This window comes from Sphingomonas antarctica, assembly GCF_965137005.1.
GTDB lineage: Bacteria > Pseudomonadota > Alphaproteobacteria > Sphingomonadales > Sphingomonadaceae > Sphingomonas_O > Sphingomonas_O antarctica.
In genome coordinates, this window is sequence record NZ_CBCRXM010000020.1 from 15,111 (window position 1) to 29,804 (window position 14,694).

Consider the following 14,694-nt stretch of genomic DNA (forward strand, 5'->3'; position numbering starts at 1 on the left):
GGCAGCAGAGGCGAAAAACGTACGATGATCACCGTTGGCCTCCAGCCCGTGCCCCACGAGGTCTTCGTTTGAAACCCGCGACGATCGCCGTGCCCCGTGCAGTCTGGGTGCTGGGGTTCGTCAGCCTGTTTATGGATCTGTCGTCGGAGATAATCCACGCGCTGCTGCCGTTGTTTCTCACCACGACTCTGGGTGTCAGCGTTGCGGTGGTCGGAGCGATTGACGGCGTGGCCGAGGCGACAGCTTCGATTACGAAGGTGTTCTCTGGCTATATTTCTGATCGAATCGGCAAGCGCCGCCCGCTGATCCTGATTGGCTATGGCCTGGCTGCGCTGACCAAACCGTTGTTCGCACTGGCTGGAAGCGCCGAAGTCGTCCTTGGTGCGCGCTTTGCCGATCGCATCGGCAAGGGCCTGCGCGGCGCACCGCGCGATGCGCTGGTCGCAGATGTCACCCCACCCGAGATTCGCGGCAAGGCCTTTGGGCTCCGCCAATCGCTCGACACAATCGGCGCATTCGCCGGACCGATGCTCTCCATCGGGCTGATGTTCGTTTTCGCCAGCAACATCCGCACCGTGTTTTGGTTCGCGATCATTCCGGCCGTCATCGCGGTGTTGCTTGTCGTCATGGGCGTTGAAGATGTGCCCGCAGCGAAGCCCGACGCAACAGCCCGCCCGCCCATTCAAATGGTTGATCTCAAGCGGCTCACCCGTCCTTTCTGGGAAACAACGGTCATCGGCGTTGTGTTCACGCTGGCAAGGTTCAGTGAGGCATTCTTGATCCTGAAAGCCAGCGCCGAAGGTCTGCCGCTTGCTTTGGCACCGCTGGTTCTCGTTGTGATGAATGTCGTCTATGCGCTGGGTGCCTATCCGGCTGGGCGATTATCGGATCGCATGTCCGCCCGCTCAATCCTCGTGGTAGGCATGTTTTGTCTGATCCTCGCGGATCTGATGCTGGCGCTGGTATCGGGCATCACGGCGGCATTTGTCGGGATAGCGCTTTGGGGCGCGCACATGGCGCTGACACAGGGATTATTTGCCAAGCTGGTCGCGGACCATTCTCCGGCGGAGCTGCGCGGGTCGGCTTATGGCTTGTTCAATCTCGCAACGGGCGTCGCCTTGCTGCTGGCCAGTGTGACCGCGGGGCTTCTTTGGGTCCGCGTGGGCGCGAACGCGACTTTCCTCGCTGGAGCGGGCTTCGCGTCGATTGCGGTGTTGCTGCTGCTCATACCGCAGTTTCGTTCGCATATTTGACGCCTCGCGCGGGGCGGAACGAATGCGGTTCGATGTAACAAATGTCTGCTTCTCGGCAGAGGCCTGGCTCGCTCCAATGACTGATATTGGGCGCAAAGCGACTCTGACGTCACGCCCGGACGAGCCGTTCGCCAAATTTTGCGTAAGGCGCCTCTGGGAATAGCGACTTGGCAAGCGGTGCTGGGTCGATCCCGTAATGCTGTCCCATCGCGTTGGCGATTAGCGCATCGAGCCCGAGCGTCGGTTTGAGATCGCGTCCCTCGTAGAGATTGGCGGGCGACAGTCCGGGCCAGTCAGCAACCACGCGCCCCCCTGCCACCGCGCCGCCGAGGAGCATGGCCGACGAGCCGGTGCCATGATCGGTACCGCCGGTGCCGTTGACCGCGACGGTACGCCCAAATTCGCTGGCGACCAGCACGAGGGTCTGGCTCCACGCCGGGCCAAGACCTGTTTTCAAAGCCGCAAGCATCGCATCGAGGCCCTTCAAGTGTGCGGAGAGCCGAGCCGTCTGTGCGGAATGCGTATCCCACCCACCGGTCTCGATCATCGCGATGCGCGCCGAACCGGGGCCAGTTAGCAATTTGGCGGCCAGTGCGCCGGTTGCCGCGGCGTTGGCGCCACCAGCGGCGGTCAAGTCGCTGGTCTGCTGCCGCGTCGCCATTGCGCTCGACCAGAGCGGACGCAGTTGCGCGTCATTGGAGTACATCTGGGTCACCCGCGCGAGCAGATCGTCCGACGCCTGGGGCAGCGCGGAGGGCGCATAGCTGGCGACTTCGACAGGACCGCGCAGCGCAACGGGAACCGTTGCCGACACCGCGATGGCTTGGGCATCGGCACGCGGCAATTTGGCGAGCAGTCGATTGAGCCAACCGTCGCGCAATTGATAAGCGCTGTTGCCACCCGTCTCGAGGACGTTCTGGCCATCGAAATGCGAACGGTCGCGATAGGGCGAAGCCACAGCGTGCGCGAACAACGCCTCCTTCGACGCATATATCTTGGCAGTTTCGACTAACGCGGGATGCAGCGTAAACATCCCGTCGAGCTTGGTGCCGCCTGGAAGGGCCAGCGCTCCCCGAGCCGGCGCAAAGCCCGGATCGCCCGTCGGCATGACGATGTTAAGCCCATCCGCCGCGCCGCGCTGGATAATGAAAACGAAGCGGCGCTCGGTCGCAGCCTGCGCTAGCGCGATCCTCGGCGTGGCGAGCGCGGCGGCGACAAGTCCTGTTCGCGTAAGAAGGTGTCTGCGGTCCAGCATCTTCATCTCCGCATAAATTCGGGCGCGACGAGCAACAAGGCGGTTGCTTGCGCCGGACTGTCGGCGCGGGCGATCGCTTGCGCCGTGGCTGACGTTAGGGTGCCAGGGAGCAACTGTGGCGCTAACGCGCGTGCGTCCAGCTGAGGCGCGCGCGCCGCAAGACGCTCTGCAGCTTCGACACGGCGAACAAGGGCGTCGGGACCTGCCCAGCTCGCGTCGAGATCATCGTAGCCGGCGGGCGATACGGGACGCCACACGGGTTGGCCAAGCTGCTGCATTAGTCCGACGACTTGCTGCCCTTCGAGTTGCTTAAATCCGAGCGCGCGCGACGAGGAAATCATCCAGTCCCAAGGCGATTTGAACTTGGCTTCCGGCGCCGTCCACAACTCGGGTGACTCAATCAAAGTCTCGTAGAGCGAGGGAAGGTCGCCGCCGGTTCGCCGAAAATCAGTTGAGAGCCGTTGGACAAGCGCGACTGGCGGCGCGTCACCGGCAAAGTGGCGCGCGAGTTTGGTGGCAATATGCGCGGCCGTGGCAGGACTGGCGCAAAAATCGGAAATGATATCGCGCGCTTGTGCCTCGCCGCCCTCAGCATATGTTTTACCGATGATCGTGCGCGTGCCAGGCTGGTGCACTGTCGGCAGGAAGGCAAATTGCCCCGGATTGTCCGCGACGCCGAGCAGCCGCGCACCGGGGCCGCGGCCGATCCCGCTGACGGTCCACCCAGTCAGTGCACGCGCGAATTCGGTAACGTCGGCCTGGGTGTAGCCGGTGCGCACGCCGAGCGTGTGCAGCTCCATGATTTCTCGCGCGAGGTTCTCGTTGAGTCCTACTTTGCGCTGCCCACGTGCCGCAATGCGCGCACCTACCACGCTGTCGGGACCGATCGATTGTGCCTGGTCGAGATAAAGGAGAATCGCCGGATGCTGTTCGACGGCGAGGGCCATGTCCGAAAACTTGCCCATCACGTTTGGGCGGATCGCTTCAAACTCGAGCAGTCCCGCCATGCCGACGACAGTCAGCTTGTCCGCGCTGACCGCGAAATGATTGGCCCAAAAATGCGTCAGGCGTTCTGCGAAAGGACTTGGGCTCGTCAGCGCGGTGGTAGCGCGTGCCCCGACGAGGGCGAGATAGTCAGCGCGGCCCGTCCGGCGCTGATCCTTGCGCACAGCCTGCATCGCCTGCTTCTGCTCCGTGTCCGGCCTTGTTTGCCCTTGACCCATGCTTCCCGCCTGCTGGCGCGTGTCGCGCAGCTCTGCGAAATAATCGGCGAGGTGCCCGGCGACCGTTGCGCGGCTCGGCGCGGCGGCAACGGGTGGCGGACGCGGGTCGAAACTTTTAAGCTGGCCGTTCAGCCAAGCCTTTGGATCGGTAGGGGCTGCTTCACCGGCACGCGCGCCGAGTCCAAAGCGATTGAGCGCAATTGCTTGAGAAGCGGCGGTCATCTCACAAGCTTTGGCGCTTTGAGTTGAATTTGGTGTGAACGACCAGCCCAAAACATGATCGTCAATTTGCACTAGTGCCGGAGGTTCGCTGAACCGGTCAACTAAGCAATGGATGTCTGCCTTCGAGCTTGCGCTTGCGGACGACCAGTGGCGACAATTGGGCGCAAAGCTGGCCACCCTCTGACGTTGCGGGTGTCACTTAGTTAGATTTTCAGGCTCCTGTGACCTGCAATCAATTGCCGGTAACGGGTAAGAATTGCGCTGCAGTTTTATTGGCTGTGTCTTGCTAAACGTCGTAAGCGCCGAAAGTGTAATCACCTGCTGAGGAATTGATATGCGCCTACTCGTTGTTGCAGCGCTTCTCCTCGGGTCGGCTGCAGTCGCCAAGGATCCGCCATCGACCTCGCCGCCAGGCATCGTTCCGGCGGTCGCGGTGAACGACCGCCCCGCCGAGGCCATCGCCCTCGACTTGGGCCGCAAGCCTGCACAGGTTCTCAAGTTTCTGGGGCTCAAGCGTGGTGACCGCGTCCTCGATCTGATGACCGGGAACGGTTATTATGCCGAGATCATCGGCAACGCGATCGGGAGCTACGGCACCGTGCTCGCCGAGGAGCCAACGGGATTTACGACCGACAAATCGCGCGCCAATTTCGCCGCGCTAACCAAGCGCGTGCCGAACGTTACGATGCTCGAGGGGCCGATCGCCGATTTCGATCCGCCGGCGAACAATTTCGATTTCACGCTCATGCATCTGGTTTTTCACGACCTCTACTGGTCGAGCGTCAAACCGGACTTCCCCGCGACCGATCCGAGCGCCTTTCTCAAGCGCCTGTTCGTCGCCACCAAGCCGGGCGGGATTGTCGGCGTGGTTGATCATGTCGCCGCGCTAGGCGGCGACACGCGGGCAGTGGTCGACAAGCTGCACCGCATCGACCCAGAGGTCGTCAAGGCAGACTTCGCGCGCGCCGGGTTCAAGCTGGAGGCGGAAAGCGACCTTCTGCACGTGCCTGCAGACGATCATTCCCTGCTGGTGTTCGACAAGGCTGTGCGGGGTCATACCGATCGGTTTGTAATGCGCTTTCGGAAGCCTGCGTAAAACGCATCCGGCATATAGTCGAACCGCCTTTCCACCGAATGTTGGGTTCTTAACGCTTCTGGCATCACGTTCCGATGACGTGTTACCCGGCATTTGGCCATTCCGGACGAGGCATCGCTGGCTCCGGCCTGGCATCGCCTATCGCTGCTTCGCTTATCGATATTGGCCTTCAGGCGGCGATCATTTCGCTCGTTGCGCAAACGCCGCGGTGTCACAACGAGCGCATAGCACAAGGCATGGGGCGCCCCAGGATGAAGAGCTGGGCTGCACCAGAGTGATGAGTCCAACGGCTGCTTTCAGGAAAGCCGGATCAAGCGCCAAATGGCCGAAATTGGGCGCATAGCTGCCTGATGGTTAGCTTATGCTCTCGTTTTTACGCGGCCCGTCTGGGTCAATCATCCACTCCTGCCAGACCAGGAGCAGCGCGGCCATAATTACGGGCCCGATGAATAGCCCGACCAGCCCGAGCGCGGCGAGGCCGCCGAACGCGCCAATCAATGCCAACAGAAATGGCAGCTCAACTGCGCTGCCCACGACCATCGGCTGAACAACATTGTCGCCGATCGTCATGACCACCGCGCCGAAAGCGAACAGCAACGCCCCGGCGAGCACGCTGCCGCTGCCGATCAGGATCAGGCTCGCCAGCCCAAATGCCGCCCAAGCACCGAACGGAATTAGTGCCAGCACAATCGTAAAGGTCGCAAACAGTAGCGGCTGCGGCACACCGGCAATTGCGTAGGCGACGCCGATCAAAGCACCCTCGCCGAACGACACGAGCAATGTCCCGATCACGGTGGATCGCACTGCGCTCGTCATGCGTATTGCGAAATCCCGTCCGAACGCGCCGAACATGCGCTCCGCCAGCACTTCAGACTGCACCGCGATGCGGGCCCCGCGCGCCAGCATCGCAGTTAGATCACCAGCGTGACTAGAAACAGCGCAGACTCCCTCGCAACCTCGCCGGCGATAAAACGCGTCCAGCCCAGCGCGGAGCCTGCGCTAATAGTCCCGAGCAGTGCATTTGCACCGCGCGGGTGGGAGAGATTATCTTGCCACCAACGGGCCGCATGACCACCAGCGAGCGGCAGGCCGGCGACCCAGCCGGGTGTCGGCAACCCGTCATGCTGAACGTGTTGTATCCAGTCGAGCGCCGTCTGACTCTCCTGCGCGAGCGACACTGCCGCGATCGACAGCGGCAAGATCACCAACAATGTAGTCGCTGAGGTGAAAATAAGCGCCAGCACAAACGGTCGGCCAGGCAAATAGCGTTCGGCCCGCTTGAAAAGCGGCCACTCGGCGATGGCGAACACGGCCGCCCAAGCGATCGGAGTCAGGAAGGGCAGGGCCATCCAGAGCGCGAGCAGCAGGATGGTGAGAGTGAGGTACAATTGGCGAGTTCGTACTCCAGCCGCAGACTTGCTCTGGCGCGTTGCTTCCCCCGGCAGCTCGTTCATGAATTGTGTCACCTTAATACGCGTCAATAGCTTGAGCGAACGAAGGGTTGAAGGGTTGCGGCGATTGTGCGGCCCAAAATGCCATTCATCGGACGGCGCCGAACAACGGCTGCTCTCTGTCTTGTTTTTGCGCTCAACATTCGAAGCAGCGTGAACATCGCACCAGTGTTGCGATTGGCAGCTTTCAGTAAACATCGGGCCCCTTCTGAACGGCGGCAACTGGGCGCGAACCTGAAGTCGCCGATTAACGGTGTGCTGGATCCGACCAAAAGCGAGCAGGCGAAATCGTGGGGAAATAGATCAGGATGTCCGCACCGGGCCTTAGCGGCAATGCATCGCGGACATCGGTATTCCAGGACTTAGGGTCGACACGCCAGCCAGCGTCGCCCCACTGATAGTGCGCGCGTCCAAAAGCTCTGGCCCAATCGGTTTGAGGCAGCGAGTTGAGGTCAACCCAGAAGGCCTGCTGGCCAGTGCGGGACAATACGGCGCCTAATGTGCCTGGCCCCAAATTGGGCAGCGTCTGCTCGATAACGCCGGCATGCCTGACCTCGTCGCCTGGCTTCCAGGCCACTGTCTCTGCCCAGAAGCTGCCGCGGCTCCAGGCGCTGACGACCGTGACGTATTTCGGACCAAGGCGCTGGCGGAGCACTTTGCCGATCGTCCCAGCGTCACGATACTCGGCCTGCTCGCCGAGAGCCGCCATGACGTGACCGTTATGTGCCCAGAAAGCGGTTGCATTCGCGCCGACTCTGGCGAGCAAATTCTCGGCCATGAAAACGTCGCGCCGACTGTAATATGAAGCGTCGACTGACGCTTCAGGAGCACGATTGACCTTGAGCGCTCGCTGGGGCGACGCTCGTCAGCAAGGCGGCAATGGTCGACATGGCACTAACAATCCAAAACTTCCGGGATATCGTCATGTTCATCTCCTTCGTCCCGCGCCGTGAGGATGCAGGTACAATTGGAGGCGTGAACTCGTCCTGAGGCGGCGCGACAGCGGCCGTTCATTGGTTCACCAGCCGTAGCGCGGTGATGGTCAGCTCTTGGCGTTCGCGCACTCGTGGTGAACGTCCGCTCTTGGGCGCATAGCCGCCCACCGGCTGACGCCCGTTTCGCAAACCTTCGATCCGGACCGCGCCATCGTGAGCTTGCTTCTGAACGACTCCGCGAACCGAGACCGGGCGCTTTACTTGCGGAATCCTCTCGATAACGTGCGCTCACTGAGGGGGTGTAACGATGAAGAAGGCTCTGCTTTTTGGTTTGAGCGTTGCGGCCACAGTTCAGTGTGGGCTGACACAGGCCGAGGTCGTTCGGCTGGAGATCAAGGACCAGCGCAACTGGGCTAGGGGACAGGCTTTCAAAGCTGGCCCGTATGAAGCCATCTCCGGGACAGCTTGGTACGAGATTGATCCGCAAAGCACGGATGCGCGGGAGATCACCGACATCAAACTCGCGCCGCGAAACGCGCGCGGCCGCGTGGAGTATCAAGGACCATTCTTGATCATCAGACCCAAGCAGGCGAGTAGCGTGAATGGCGCGGCCCTGTTCGAGGTCGCCAATCGCGGGACAGATCAATCTAACCGCATCCTGTTCGTCGCGGACGATTTCGATCTGAGCGACGCACAGCTGACCAAGGACGTAGCGCACGCTCCACTTATGGATCGCGGCTATACTTTTGCCTGGGCAGGATGGCAGTCAGATCTGCCGGCGAAGTCTTTTGGGCTGACTGTCCCCCGCGCCGCCGCCAACAGTACGGTGCGGGCAACGGCGTTTCTCAATGTTGAGGAAAGCCCCGCGGACAGCGGATCGGCAAAGATGGGAGGCTCCTGCGCTGCAGATGCTAACGACCCCACCGCCAGCTTGAAAATTCAACGCAGCTACGATGACGTTGGCTACGTTGTACCCCGCTCCGAATGGCGCTTCGCCACGCGCACAAAGGATGGCAAGGTCACGGCCGATCCATGCAGCTTTCTGCTTAACAAGCCGGTATCGGGCCCGGCGCTAGCGACCCTCACTTATCGTGGTGATCAACCGCTGGTGACGGGACTAGGCCTGGTAGCGGTTCGCGATTTCAACGCCTATCTCCGGACACACGAAATCGCAGGGCGCGCGCCACCAAAGACGATTATGGCCTATGGCTATTCGCAGAGTGCCCGCTTCCTGCGAGACTTCCTCTATCGAGGTTTCAATCACTCTGCCGCTGGCAGACCAGTTTTCGATGGCGTTCTCGACACGGGCGCGGGAGCGGGTCGCGGATCGTTCGCTCATCGCTATGCTCAACCTGGTGACGCGGGAAATTCTGTCGGTTCACCGCTTCGCGCAGTCGATCTCTACCCATTCTCCGATCTGCCCACCCGCGATATAACTGGTCGCGCACGCGAAGGACTACTCGATCGAGCTCGACGCGACGGCGTCAGCCCCAAAATCTTCCATATTTTGTCGGGCACCGAGTTTTGGGCACGCGCCGGCTCGCTGATGCAAACCACGCCCGATGGCAACGCTGCATTGCCTGAGGCGCCGGACACACGAACTTACGTCTTCGCGGGCACCAATCACGCGCCGCGTCCGGCGATGATGTTCTTGAAGCCTGAATTTAAGGCTGGCTATCCATACAACGATAATCAGGACGAGTTCGCCGCTATGCCAGCGCTCACTGAGGCGATGCGGCTTTGGATCGAGGATGGGACACAGCCTGTCGCAACCCAGCGGCCGGTGCTTGGCAAGTCGCTCGTCGCTCCAGCCGCACTCGCCTTTCCGAAACTACCAGGCGTTGCTGTTCCAAAAGAACCGCCGCCGGTCTGGCAGCTGGACTTCGGCCCTCGATATCGAAGCGAAGGCATTACGAGCGAACCGCCTCGTATTGGAGCGCGCTACCGCTTGCTCGTCCCACAGGTCGATGAAGACGGAAACGAGATCGGCGGTTGGTTTGGGCTGCGTCGCTCAGTTCCGATAGGCACATATACGGCGTGGAATGACACCAACAAGGATGCCGCGCGGTTTGGCATCATTTCTGGCTTGTCGGGCGCGTTGATCCCGTTCTCTTGGGACGAAGACGAACGTGCCGAGCGCAAGGATCCGCGAAAGTCGCTCATAGCGCGTTACGGTGGACGTGCCGGCTATATGCACGCTGCCGATGCTGAGATTGAGCGGCAGATCAACGCTGGCTTCATGTTGCCCGACGAGCGAGCATGGAACCATGAGATGATGCTGCTGAACTGGGCACACGCGGACGCCCTGTGGTACGTTTGGCCAGTCAAGCCTAAGTAAGGCGGCAGGGCGATACCGCTGAGATGCCAGACAAGGAGCACTCCACTGCGCACTTTTCGACGCTTTGAAATTTACGTCAGCTTTTGGTACTGATCAGCGATTGGCGGAACGACCGGGTTTGGGCGCAAAGTTGCCGCTTTGTTGGCAAGCCGCCCCACATCCTTGCAAGGCGACGGGCGACTATTTTCCCCGCGCCACCGCCCTGTCGAGTCGCTCGGAATAGGCGTTCGAAGCAGCCGCCGTCTTAGCGACTTACGCGCTCGCATCGTCAAATCGGCGCTGCTCGATTGCCTCGCGGATCCCGGGGAGGTTCTGTCAGACGGATGTGACAGCCGTGCGGCTGCTGATAGCGGACGGGGATCATCCGCAAATCCAGAGCGAAGCCCGCCAGTCCGTTTCGGTATTTTCACTCCGCGCCCGACATGATCCGAGAAGTGGTGACTGTTTCCCCGAAAGCCTCGGTGTCGTACCGGGGCACGCCGTTGACAAGCTGTATTGGTGATGTAGGTAAGTAACACACCTAGCCTGAAATTACTGAGTCACTTCATCGATCGGACATAAATGTTACTCGCCCGCGCTGCTGCCTTAGGTTTGACCCTGCTGGCGTTCCCCGCTGCTGCACAGGATGTTGTCCCGCTTCAAACGTTCCTGGAGCGGACACTTGCCGCTACCCAAGAGAAGGACAAGCTGCCTGCCGCCGCGGCCCTGGTTCACATTGACGGCAAGATCGTCGCCGAAGCCGCTATCGGCGTTCGTGCCATCGGGCATTCTCAGCCCGTGACGAAGCGCGATCGGTGGCACCTAGGCTCCGACACCAAGGCGTTCACTTCCACGATGATCGCTCGCTTGGTCGAAAAGGGGGTCATGCGATTTGAAGACACACTGGCGGAATCACTTCCAGCCTATGCGCCGCAAATGAACCCTGCGTATCGATCGGTGACAGTGACCCAGTTGCTTAACCACACGGCGGGCTTGCCGACGTTGACCGACGACAAGGATTTACCCGTTATTCTTGCGCTGATCCAAGGTGAGAAAGACATTAGCGCTCAGCGAATGCGGGTCACGCAAAAGTACTTGGCTGAACCACCCGCTTCAAAAATTGGCGAATATGAGTATTCGAATCTCGGCTACATGATCGCAGGCGCGATCGCCGAGAAGCACACTGGCAAGTCCTGGGAAGATTTGATTCGAGCGGAGATATTCAGACCGCTGGGCATAAGGAACGCGGGCTTCGGTAATCCGGCCAAGCCAGGGCAGGTCGGCCAACCATGGGGGCATACAGAAGTCGCCGGCGCGCTTGTTGCGCTGGACCCAGCCAACCCTACCAGTGATAATCCAGCAGTGATCGGCCCGGCAGGCACGATTAATATCAGCCTGAGAGACTGGATGTTGTTCGCGCAGGACCATCTAGACGGGGTGAACGGGCGCGGCAAACTGCTGAAAACCGCAACGTACCGAATTCTGCACACGCCTGTCACCGAGAGATATTCTTATGGCTGGGGTGTAAAGCTCGGCCCTGATGGCTCGCCGCTGCTCCTCACTCATGCCGGCAGCAACGGGTTCTGGGTCGCTGACATCCGTATCATGCCCAAGCACAACATCATCACTCTGGTTGTCAGCAATGCGGGCAACGAAGCTGCAAATCAGGCGATTGTCCACATCGGCAAGCCGCTCAAGGATCGTCTCAAGCCATTCGAGTGACTTAGATGGGGACGGCCTGGCGTATCCCGCGAGGACTACAAAATCTGCAAAACAAGAGCGTCGGTGGCTGCGAAAGGCACAGTCTGACGCTCAGCTGCCTTCGCGCTCCAGCTGAAGCGACGGCTGGCCCCCGGGGGGCACCCAAAAGCGGACCGACCGTTATCCACCCAATAGCAGACGTTCCGGCCTAATTAGCGCGCGTCCGAAAGCGAACTAGCGGAAAGCGAGCCGATTGCGGACATTGCCACGGACGTTCATCATGTTTGTTGATACAGCAAAATAACAGACGACGCTGGCCGCACTGACTCCCGTATCTGGGAGCGCCGTTGATCGCAGTCGATTTCGCGTCTGGCTGACAACGGCGGTTGTGTTAGGTTAGGCACGCAGGCGCTGTTGCGATGTTCGTAAATCACGATACAAGGGTGGTCCAATCCACATATTGGGCAAGTTGCTAAGTCATTGTTATTGCATGCACTTCGTGAAGGTTGACCCCTCCCGTAGGGGTCACCAAGGTCGCCTAGATCCGCAGAAATCCAGCATTTACGTTGGTTTCACCTCCGCCAGGTACAGCGGAAAGGTACAGCGGACAATCATGGTAGCGATGGCAGAGCCTTGGCGGCATCCAGAAACCGGGACATATTATCTGCGGCGACAGATTCCCAAACCGCTGCGCAGCGAGTTCGGGGGCAGGCAGTTGTGGAAACGCTCGCTTGAAACGAGGGATTCGAGCGAGGCGAGGACCGCCTTCACAGTGGCAAATGCCGAGCTGGAGCGGATGTTCGCGGCGGCGCGCGAAGCAATTGCCGAGCGGGCGGCACGCGATGTTCTGACGCCCCAGGCCGCAGCCAAGGCGGTCGCGCGGATCGCGGCGGTGAAGACCGGCAGCAAGTTTGACGGCTATCCCGTCCTCGGCAACATCTACGTCGCCGAAGAAGCGGCCTCGACGATGCTGGGAGGCGCGCAGCTCGCTGTCCTGCAGCCGTTGATCGACCGCGGGCTTCTTGAAGCGAGGGAGGGTGATCTGCTGCCCGGTGACGTGTGGCTCAGGTTCGTCCGGACGAGGTCACGAGATGATGCGCTGCGCATGGCAGAGCACATGCTCGTCTGGGTCCATGGCGGCTACCGGCATGAAGGGCCTTATGGCGACATCCCCCGGGGCCCAGAGAATGACTGGCGTATCATGAATGCATTGTCTGACGCGGTCGAGCGCGAGCAGGCGGCGTTACGGCTGATGCTCAGTAACCCTGTCAGGGCCATCTTAAGTCGGCTTCGTCCTGATATGAAGCTTGGCGAACTGCTCAATGCGTGGAAGGCCAAGACCCCAGCGCCGGGGGCGCAGGGCGCGCATGAGACTGCGACGACGGTCGCAGACTTCATCGACTATTTTGGCGATGTGCCAGTCAGCCGCATCACCGGCGACCACCTTTACAACTTTCGCGATGCGGTGGCTGGCTTGCCAAAAGCAATGCCGCGGGCGGATCGCGCCCTGAGCATCAACGCACGGTTGGTGAAGTACCGCGACCACGATGCGGCCAAGGTCGCCCCTGCTTCAGTAAAGCGCCGTGTGGGTCATCTGCAGGCGCTGCTGGCCCATGCGTTCAACCAGCGCTGGATAGAACACAGCACGGGTTCAGGGATTCGGATCGAGGGTTATTCGAAGAACAACGGAGGGAGGCGGCCTTTCCTCGACGATGAACTGGCAAGGCTGTTTTCAAGCCCGCTGTTCGTCAATCCGCAGAGCTGGTCCTTCGCGCGGGAAACCGTCAGCGACATGACGCTCGCGTGGTTTTTCCTGCTCGGCCTGACCAACGGTGCGCGAATCGAGGAGATCGGCCAGACCGAGCTCGTCAACGTCAAGACCGATGGTGGCGTCCGTTATCTCGATCTCGGGCCCGATGCGTCGGTCAAGAATGAAGGCTCTCGCCGGATGATCCCGCTGCACGCGTTGATCATCGAGCTTGGTTTCGACGATTATGTCGCCGCGCTTCGTCGTGCCGGCCATTCGCGCCTGTTCCCTGACCTGCGCGCCAACAAGTTCGACAAGCTGAGCCAAGCGACCTCACAAGTGGCAAATCGAGTGATAGACCGCGTCGTCACCGACGATCCGAGGCTGGCGTTTCACAGCTTGCGTCATAACTTCAAGGATCTGGCCCGCGACGTGCCGATCGAGAAGTACATCATGGACCAGATCATGGGCCATGCGGGCCTCACGGCAGGTGATCGCTATGGCTTTGGCGCGCGTCTCAAAACGCTTAGCCGCGAACTCAATCGCATCTCGTTCGATATGGTCAACTGGACTGCCATCCGGGAAGCCTTCGCGACCGTAAATTGGAATGCACGCTGAAACGCGGGGAATGATGACCTGCTACGTTCTTTTCGCTGAGCCGGGTGGCCAGTTTCAAGGGTTGCACCGCACCGTTGACGGCGCCGTTCATCGGGCTGCCGCCCTCGGCGCGACAACAATCGAGGGCGGGGGCGAGATATGCGTCGATGACGTGGCGACGATTTTGGAATCCACCTCTGCAGTATCTTTTGTCTGTGGGACTGGAGAAGCGTTCACACACTTACGCATTGAGCGGCATGGCATTTATGTATGATGACGCCCGTCTCGCCCGCGAAAAACTGTACGCGCCAATGAGTTTGCTCAGGAGTCTCAAGGAAACGGCGGGCGCTGGCGTGATGCGTCCAAGGCCCATGGACCTCACAAGGGTAATGTCAGACTAACCGGGCTAAATTACGATGTGCAGACAGCCACTTGGCAGGATCGCAGAGACCCTGCCTTTATCGTGTCATATCAACAGATCGTCGCTTGCCCTCACCGTTCCGGGCGTCCGCGACCTTGGTGACGAAGGCGATTACATCCCTTGGGGTAGCGACCGAGGAGAAGTCGAAGTCGGTGAAGTCGATTCCGCTCACGCTGAGTCCAAGCCTGTCGAGGAGCGGATCAATGACATCGTCGCGCACCTCTTCCGGCCCCATCGCATTAACCTTGGAGAGGTCGTCGTTCGGGTCGGGTCTGAAGTCAGGCACGAACGCCTGCTGACGAAGCAACTCCCACAACACGCGAGCTGCTTCAGCATGGTGCTCGTCAGCCGACAAAGCTGGGCACCCACATCAACACGTCGCTGGCGCTGACGGCGGCGTGGCGAGGGCGTAGTTTCCCTCTCTGCCGGTTTGAGGGCGGCGCTTTCCGGCTGGTGAGGGCCGAACCGGCCTTCGC

10 protein-coding genes and 1 pseudogene are annotated in these 14,694 nt (G+C 60.6%); 5 read left to right on the forward strand and 6 right to left on the reverse strand.

Annotation, left to right across the window (positions count from 1 at the left end; genetic code table 11):
• Nucleotides 1-68 precede the first annotated feature (68 nt).
• Nucleotides 69-1,253: an MFS transporter gene (locus tag ACM9ME_RS14575; protein WP_415644192.1), complete on the forward strand. Its 1,185-nt coding sequence runs from the start codon at nt 69-71 to the stop codon at nt 1,251-1,253.
• 109 nt (nt 1,254-1,362) lie between these two features.
• Here the strand turns inward: ACM9ME_RS14575 and ACM9ME_RS14580 are convergent, their stop codons facing one another.
• Both ACM9ME_RS14580 and ACM9ME_RS14585 read right to left on the reverse strand, forming a co-directional pair.
• Complete coding sequence (locus tag ACM9ME_RS14580; RefSeq protein ID WP_415644193.1) at nt 1,363-2,508, reverse strand: DUF1501 domain-containing protein; 1,146 nt, start codon at nt 2,506-2,508, stop codon at nt 1,363-1,365.
• A 2-nt stretch (nt 2,509-2,510) separates the two neighbouring features.
• A complete protein-coding gene (locus ACM9ME_RS14585; protein WP_415644194.1) occupies nt 2,511-3,953 on the reverse strand; it encodes a DUF1800 domain-containing protein in 1,443 nt (480 codons plus the stop codon).
• Between the two features lie 334 nt (nt 3,954-4,287).
• On the opposite strand from ACM9ME_RS14585, the gene ACM9ME_RS14590 reads away from it, so the two are divergent.
• Complete coding sequence (locus tag ACM9ME_RS14590) at nt 4,288-5,049, forward strand: class I SAM-dependent methyltransferase (protein WP_415644195.1); 762 nt, start codon at nt 4,288-4,290, stop codon at nt 5,047-5,049.
• A gap of 354 nt (nt 5,050-5,403) precedes the next feature.
• On the opposite strand, the gene ACM9ME_RS14595 is transcribed toward ACM9ME_RS14590, so the two are convergent.
• The 3 genes and pseudogenes from ACM9ME_RS14595 to ACM9ME_RS14605 form a co-directional block, all read right to left on the reverse strand.
• The gene (locus tag ACM9ME_RS14595; RefSeq protein ID WP_415644196.1) at nt 5,404-5,955 is read right to left on the reverse strand and encodes an AI-2E family transporter; all 552 of its coding nucleotides are present in this window, start codon (nt 5,953-5,955) and stop codon (nt 5,404-5,406) included.
• 5 nt (nt 5,956-5,960) lie between these two features.
• Complete coding sequence (locus tag ACM9ME_RS14600) at nt 5,961-6,698, reverse strand: AI-2E family transporter (RefSeq protein WP_415644197.1); 738 nt, start codon at nt 6,696-6,698, stop codon at nt 5,961-5,963.
• A gap of 49 nt (nt 6,699-6,747) precedes the next feature.
• A pseudogene (locus ACM9ME_RS14605) lies at nt 6,748-7,293 on the reverse strand (erythromycin esterase family protein); the annotation flags it as partial.
• A 449-nt stretch (nt 7,294-7,742) separates the two neighbouring features.
• On the opposite strand from ACM9ME_RS14605, the gene ACM9ME_RS14610 reads away from it, so the two are divergent.
• From ACM9ME_RS14610 to ACM9ME_RS14620, 3 genes are all read left to right on the forward strand, one after another.
• Nucleotides 7,743-9,773: an alpha/beta hydrolase domain-containing protein gene (locus tag ACM9ME_RS14610; protein ID WP_415644198.1), complete on the forward strand. Its 2,031-nt coding sequence runs from the start codon at nt 7,743-7,745 to the stop codon at nt 9,771-9,773.
• 561 nt (nt 9,774-10,334) lie between these two features.
• Entirely contained in the window at nt 10,335-11,474 is a 1,140-nt protein-coding gene (locus ACM9ME_RS14615; protein WP_415644199.1) for a serine hydrolase domain-containing protein, read from the forward strand.
• Between the two features lie 592 nt (nt 11,475-12,066).
• Nucleotides 12,067-13,818: a DUF6538 domain-containing protein gene (locus ACM9ME_RS14620; RefSeq protein WP_415644200.1), complete on the forward strand. Its 1,752-nt coding sequence runs from the start codon at nt 12,067-12,069 to the stop codon at nt 13,816-13,818.
• A gap of 437 nt (nt 13,819-14,255) precedes the next feature.
• Here the strand turns inward: ACM9ME_RS14620 and ACM9ME_RS14625 are convergent, their stop codons facing one another.
• Nucleotides 14,256-14,573 (reverse strand): hypothetical protein, encoded by a 318-nt coding sequence (locus tag ACM9ME_RS14625; RefSeq protein WP_415644201.1) that lies wholly within the window; start codon nt 14,571-14,573, stop codon nt 14,256-14,258.
• Between the last annotated feature and the right edge of the window lie 121 nt (nt 14,574-14,694).

What these genes read in the sequence shown, in the direction of transcription:
- ACM9ME_RS14600 (WP_415644197.1), bottom strand. Translation starts at nt 6,698, where the DNA reads ATGTTTACTGAAAGCTGCCAATCGCAACACTGGTGCGATGTTCACGCT.
- ACM9ME_RS14595 (WP_415644196.1), bottom strand. Translation starts at nt 5,955, where the DNA reads ATGCTGGCGCGCGGGGCCCGCATCGCGGTGCAGTCTGAAGTGCTGGCG.
- ACM9ME_RS14585 (WP_415644194.1), bottom strand. Translation starts at nt 3,953, where the DNA reads ATGACCGCCGCTTCTCAAGCAATTGCGCTCAATCGCTTTGGACTCGGC.
- ACM9ME_RS14580 (WP_415644193.1), bottom strand. Translation starts at nt 2,508, where the DNA reads ATGCTGGACCGCAGACACCTTCTTACGCGAACAGGACTTGTCGCCGCC.
- ACM9ME_RS14615 (WP_415644199.1), top strand. Translation starts at nt 10,335, where the DNA reads ATGTTACTCGCCCGCGCTGCTGCCTTAGGTTTGACCCTGCTGGCGTTC.
- ACM9ME_RS14590 (WP_415644195.1), top strand. Translation starts at nt 4,288, where the DNA reads ATGCGCCTACTCGTTGTTGCAGCGCTTCTCCTCGGGTCGGCTGCAGTC.
- ACM9ME_RS14610 (WP_415644198.1), top strand. Translation starts at nt 7,743, where the DNA reads ATGAAGAAGGCTCTGCTTTTTGGTTTGAGCGTTGCGGCCACAGTTCAG.
- ACM9ME_RS14620 (WP_415644200.1), top strand. Translation starts at nt 12,067, where the DNA reads ATGGTAGCGATGGCAGAGCCTTGGCGGCATCCAGAAACCGGGACATAT.